The 5,509-nt window shown below is 71.5% G+C and carries 3 protein-coding genes and 1 pseudogene; all 4 read left to right on the top strand.

From position 1 onward, the window contains the following. Positions 1–193 precede the first annotated feature (193 nt). On the top strand, positions 194–2,596 hold the full coding sequence (locus FV227_RS27535; protein WP_147860363.1) for a DUF3772 domain-containing protein: 2,403 nt from the start codon (positions 194–196) through the stop codon (positions 2,594–2,596). 327 nt (positions 2,597–2,923) lie between these two features. After that, on the top strand, positions 2,924–3,907 hold the full coding sequence (gene gmd, locus FV227_RS27530) for a GDP-mannose 4,6-dehydratase (protein ID WP_147729024.1): 984 nt from the start codon (positions 2,924–2,926) through the stop codon (positions 3,905–3,907). Between the two features lie 55 nt (positions 3,908–3,962). Further along, positions 3,963–4,934 carry a GDP-mannose 4,6-dehydratase gene (locus tag FV227_RS27525; RefSeq protein ID WP_147860362.1) on the top strand — a complete coding sequence of 324 codons (972 nt, stop codon included), beginning with the start codon at positions 3,963–3,965 and terminating at the stop codon, positions 4,932–4,934. A gap of 43 nt (positions 4,935–4,977) precedes the next feature. Beyond that, positions 4,978–5,509: pseudogene (locus FV227_RS27520) on the top strand (phosphomannomutase); the annotation flags it as partial.

The raw sequence follows: 5,509 nt of genomic DNA, 5'->3' as shown, positions 1-5,509 counted from the left end.
CGGCAAGTCTGCGGACGGCAAGTCTGCGGACGGCAAGTCTGCGGACGGCAAGTCTGCGGACGGCAAGTCTGCGGACGGCAAGTCTGCGGACGGCAAGTCTGCGGACGGCAAGTCTGCGGACGGCAAGTCTGCGGACGGCAAGCCGGTCGAGGCGAAACCGGCGGACGCCAAGCCGGCCCCTCCGAAACCCGAGATGTCCGAGGCGCTCAAGGCGGTCCGGGCCAGACTCGACGCGGCCAAGAACGACCTCGCCGCGCGCGAGAAGGAGCTGGCCCGCACCGATCTCGGCACGCCGGAGCTCTCCGCCATCCGCGACGGCGTCGGCCCGGTCACCGACGAGATCCGCACGATCATCGGCCGTCTCGACGCGCCGCTGGAATCGGCCCGGGAGCGCCTGACCCAGCTCGGGCCGAAGCCGAAGGACGCCGAGGAGAGCCCGGAGGTGGCCCAGGAGCGGGTCGAGCGCGACGCGGCGGTCTCGCGCATCGACGAGACCCAGCGGCTGGCGCGCTCGCTCCTCGTCCAGGGCGACCAGATCATCGACCGGGTCTCGAACCGGCGCCGGGAATCCTTCACCAAGGGGCTGTTCGAGCGCAGCCAGGCGCTGGTCAGCCCGCAGCTCTGGAGCCGGGTCGCGGCCGACGTCCCCCGCGACATCCGTTCGCTCCAGAGCGCGCTGTCCGACATCCTGCTGCTGTTCTCGCGCAACGGAACGCTCGGCAACCTGCTGATGCTCGGCCTCGCCTTCGGCGTGTCCGTGGCGCTGTATTTCGGCCGGCGCAACATCGCCCCGCGGCTCGGCCGGCGCGACGCGGCGATGACCGACCCGAGCCGGCGCCAGACCCTGCTCGGCGCGTGGCGGGTGCTGCTGCTCGGCACCGTGCCGGCGGTGATCGGCTCCTACACGGTGTACTACGCCCTCGACGCCACCGACCTGCTGCCCTCCCGGCTGCTTCCGGTGGCCGGCGCGATCCTGGCCGGCCTCGCCTTCATCGCCTTCGTCGAGGCCCTGTGCGACGGCCTGCTCTCGCCGGACAAGCCGCAGTGGCGGCCGGCGCCGGTGAGCGACGCGGCGGCGATCCGGGTGACGCGGCTCGCGGTCGGCATCGCCACGGTGATCACCGTGGTGAAGTCGATCGAGGCGCTGAACTCGGGCATCTCGGCGGCGCTGCCGATCTCGATCGCCACCCGCGGCATCGGCGCGGTCGCCACCGCGCTGATCCTCGCCATCGGCCTGCACCGCTTCGCCGACAAGGAGGAGGAAGAGGAGGCCTGCTTCGGCCCCTACGTGCCGACGAAGACCACCACCGGCATCGGCGGCCCGGCGCGGCTCGTCGGCTGGGCGGCGGTGGCCGTCATCGGCGTCGCCGCCCTCGTCGGCTACGTCGCCTTCGCGGCGTTCGTGATCGACCAGCTGGTCTGGACCGCGAGCCTTCTGGTGCTGCTCTACCTGCTGGTGCAGAGCGCCGACACCTTCGTCGGAGGCTCGCTCTCGGACGACACCCGGCTCGCCACCGCGCTCCAGGCCAATACCGGCCTGCGCAAGCGTTCGCTCAACCAGATCGCGGTGCTCTCCACCGGTGCCGCGCGGGTGCTGCTGTTCCTGATCGTGGCGCTCCTGGTGCTCGCGCCCTGGGGCCTCGATTCGACCGACATCGTCTCCTCGATCCGGCAGGCCTTCTTCGGCTTCAAGGTCGGCGACGTCACGATCTCGCTCTCGACGATCGCGCTCGGCCTCGGGATCCTGGTCCTCGGCATCGCCATCACCCGCGCGGTCCAGCGCTGGCTCGACCAGGTCTACCTGCCCGCCACCGACCTCGACGCGGGCCTGCGCAACTCGATCTCGACGGTGTCGGGCTATTGCGGCTTCCTGCTCGCCCTTGCGCTGGCCTTCTCCTATCTCGGCCTCAGCCTCGAGAAGCTGACGATCGTGGCCGGCGCGCTCTCGGTCGGCATCGGTTTCGGCCTGCAATCGATCGTCAACAACTTCGTCTCGGGCCTGCTCCTGCTCTGGGAGCGGCCGATCCGCGTCGGCGACCAGGTGGTGATCGGCGACTCGGAGGGCATCGTGAAGCGCATCTCGGTGCGCTCCACCGAGATCCAGACCTTCGACCGCTCGGCGGTGATCGTCCCGAACTCGAACCTGATCTCCGGCATCGTCAAGAACCGCGTCCGCGGCGACCGGACGGGCCGGGTCTCGCTGGTGGTCAACGTGCTGCGCAACCAGGACCCGGCGCGCGCCGCCGAGATGCTGCTCGCCTGCGCCGCCCAGCACGCCGACGTGCTGAAGGAGCCGGCGCCGCGCGTGGTGTTCCGCAAGATCGGCGACCCGTTCCTCGAGTTCGAGCTCGTGGTGATGATCGTCGACGTCAGCCTCGGCCAGAAGGTGCAGAACGACCTGAACTTCTCGGTGTTCAGGACCCTGTCCGAGGCGGGCTTCATCCCGCCGCTCGGGCCGGGCTCCAGCATCGTCACGGTGCAGGGCCTCGACGGGATGCAGGACGCGTTCTCGGAGATCGCCGGCCGGTTCCGCCCGCCGGCCGCCGAGGAGGGCCGCGACGGACGGCGCGACCTGAGCGCGATCGGCGCGCGGTAGCGCGCCGGCGGCGCCGAAAGCACGCCTCGGTAGATATCTCGCGCGATCATACTCGCTTGGGTTGCAGGGACGGGCGTCCTTGGCCAAACCTTCCGCATCGTTCGCGAGAGGGCGGGTTGATTCGCGCAGGCGGCGGACGCGCGACGCCGCGGGCGACGCGACGGCCGCCGGGGGCCCGGACCCGCACGCCGCCCGCGGATCGGCCACGGATGTCGGGCCGTTCACGCGTTGAAGGCCCGGATGCCGGCGGATATGCAGTCGCGAATCGCGGCGGCCTCTCGCTCATCGACCGACGGAATGTCACGTTCAGAGGGAGAGGCTTCGCAGATGAGCACCAAGACGGCACTGATCACCGGCATCACCGGGCAGGACGGGGCGTATCTCGCGCAGCTGCTGCTGTCGAAGGGCTACGCGGTGCACGGGGTGGTGCGGCGCTCGAGCCATGCCGGGGTGTTCGACCACCGACTGAAGTGGTTGGGGATCGAGAACGACGTCGCGCTGCACGACGGCAACCTGCTCGACCTGTCGAGCTTAGCCCGCATCGTTCAAGCCGTGCAGCCGGACGAGGTCTACAATCTGGCCGCGCAGTCGTTCGTCACCGCCTCGTGGCAGCAGCCGCTGCTGACCGGGCAGATCACGGGCTTGGGCGCGGTCAACCTGCTCGAATGCGTGCGCACCCTCAAGCCCGACGCGCGCTACTACCAGGCCTCGTCGTCGGAGATGTTCGGCCTGATCCAGGAGCAGGTGCAGAGCGAGGCGACGCCGTTCTACCCGCGCTCGCCCTACGGCGTGGCCAAGCTCTACGCGCACTGGATGACGGTCAACTACCGCGAGAGCTTCGCCCTGCACGCCTCGAACGGGATCCTGTTCAACCACGAGAGCCCGCTGCGCGGGGTCGAGTTCGTTACCCGCAAGGTCACCGACGGGGTCGCGCGGATCAAGCTCGGGTTGGCGAAGGAACTGCGGCTGGGCAACATCGACGCCAAGCGCGACTGGGGCCACGCCAAGGACTACACCCGGGCGATGTGGATGATGCTGCAGCAGGACAAGCCCGACGACTTCGTGATCGCCACCGGCCGCACCACCACGGTGCGCGACATGTGCGCGCTCGCCTTCGCGCATGTGAATCTCGCCATCGACGACCACCTCGTCATCGACGAGAAGCTGTACCGGCCGGCCGAGGTCGAGGTGCTGCTGGGCAACCCGGCCAAGGCCGAGGCCGCCTTCGGCTGGAAGGCCGAGATCTCCCTCGAGGCGATGATCCAGGAGATGGTCGAGGCCGACCTGAAGCGCCTGGGCGGGCGCGCGTGACCGGCCTGCGCCGCAGCGCGACGGCCCCGGCCCGCGTGCGGAGCCGCGTGCGCCCGTGAAGCGCATCCTGGTCACGGGGGCGGCCGGCTTCGTCGGGCGGCACGCGCTGGCGGCGCTGTCGGCCGGCACCGGGGCCGCGGACCGGATCCTCGGCATCGGCCGCGGCCGCCCGGCCGTCCTGCCGGAGCGGGTCGCCTACGAGACGGTCGACCTGCTGGACGAGGCGGCGCTGCACGCCAGCGTCGCCGCGTTCCGCCCGACCGACGTGCTGCACCTGGCCGCGATGGCCTCGGTGCAGCAATCGGCGGATGCGCCGGGGGAGACCTGGCGGGTCAACCTCGTCGGGCTCCTGAACCTCGCCGAGGCGGTGGCGCGATCCGCCCCCGGCGCGGGCTTCCTGTTCGTCAGCTCGGGCGAGGTCTACGGCCGGGCGTTCCTGGCCGGCCGTCCGCTGACCGAGGCGGCGGTGCCCGATCCGCAGGGGCCGTATGCCCGCTCGAAGTGGTTCGGCGAGACGATCCTGCGCGACCTGCTGGCCAAGGCGGAGGTGCGGCTGGTGATCCTGCGGCCGTTCAACCAGATCGGGGCCGGCCAGGACGAGCGCTTCGTGGTGCCGTCCTTCGCCGGCCAGATCGCGCGGATCGAGGCCGGGCTGGTGGCGCCGGTGCTGGCGGTGGGCAACCTCGCGGCCGAGCGCGACTTCCTGCCGGTCGGCGACGTGGTGCGGGCCTATGTCGATCTGATCGGGCGCGGCCTGGACATCGCGGACGGGTCGGTGTTCAACGTCGCCTCGGGGCGGCCGCGCAGCATCGCCAGCGTGGTGGACGACCTGCGCCGGCACGCGCGGGTGCCGTTCGAGGTCCGGGTCGCACCGGACCGGATGCGCCCGTCGGAGATCCCGGTGGCGGCCGGCGACGCGACGCGCCTGACGGAGGCCACCGGCTGGACGCCCAAGGCCGACTGGGACGCGGCGCTCGCCGACGTGCTCGAACATGCCAGGGCGACGCTGGGCCGATCCGTGCCGTAGGGGAATTTCGTCGACGATCGGTGAGAGGCGTGGAGAGGCCGTCGTGAGCAGCCTGAAGTTCGGGACGAGCGGCCTGCGCGGCCTGGTGACGGACCTCGTCGGGTGGCCGAGCTACGCCTATGCCGGGGCATTCTTCCGCTCCGTCGGCGCGGCGTGCTGCCCGGGCCGCACCGTGGTGATCGGGCGCGACCTGCGCGACAGCAGCGCCGGCATCGCCGCCACCGTCGCCACCGCCGCCGCCGCGACGGGCTTCGCGGCGATCGATTGCGGCGCGCTTCCGACGCCGGCGCTGGCGCTCGAGGCGATGCGGCGCGGGGCCTGTGCCGTGATGGTCACCGGCAGCCACATCCCGCAGGACCGCAACGGCCTTAAGTTCTACCGGCCCGACGGCGAGATCACCAAGGCCGACGAGGTCGCGATCCTCGCCGCCCTCGGCGACGTCGCCGAAGCCGGGACCATGGCGGCCCCCGTCGCCGCGACGCCGGACCCGGACGTGATCGACCGCTACCGGCGCCGCTACGGCGACGTCTTCCCGCCCGACACCCTGAGCGGGATCCGCGTCGCCGCCTACCAGC

The organism is Methylobacterium sp. WL119, assembly GCF_008039875.1.
Taxonomy (GTDB): Bacteria; Pseudomonadota; Alphaproteobacteria; order Rhizobiales; family Beijerinckiaceae; genus Methylobacterium.
This window is presented reverse-complemented; position numbering and strand designations above follow the sequence as displayed.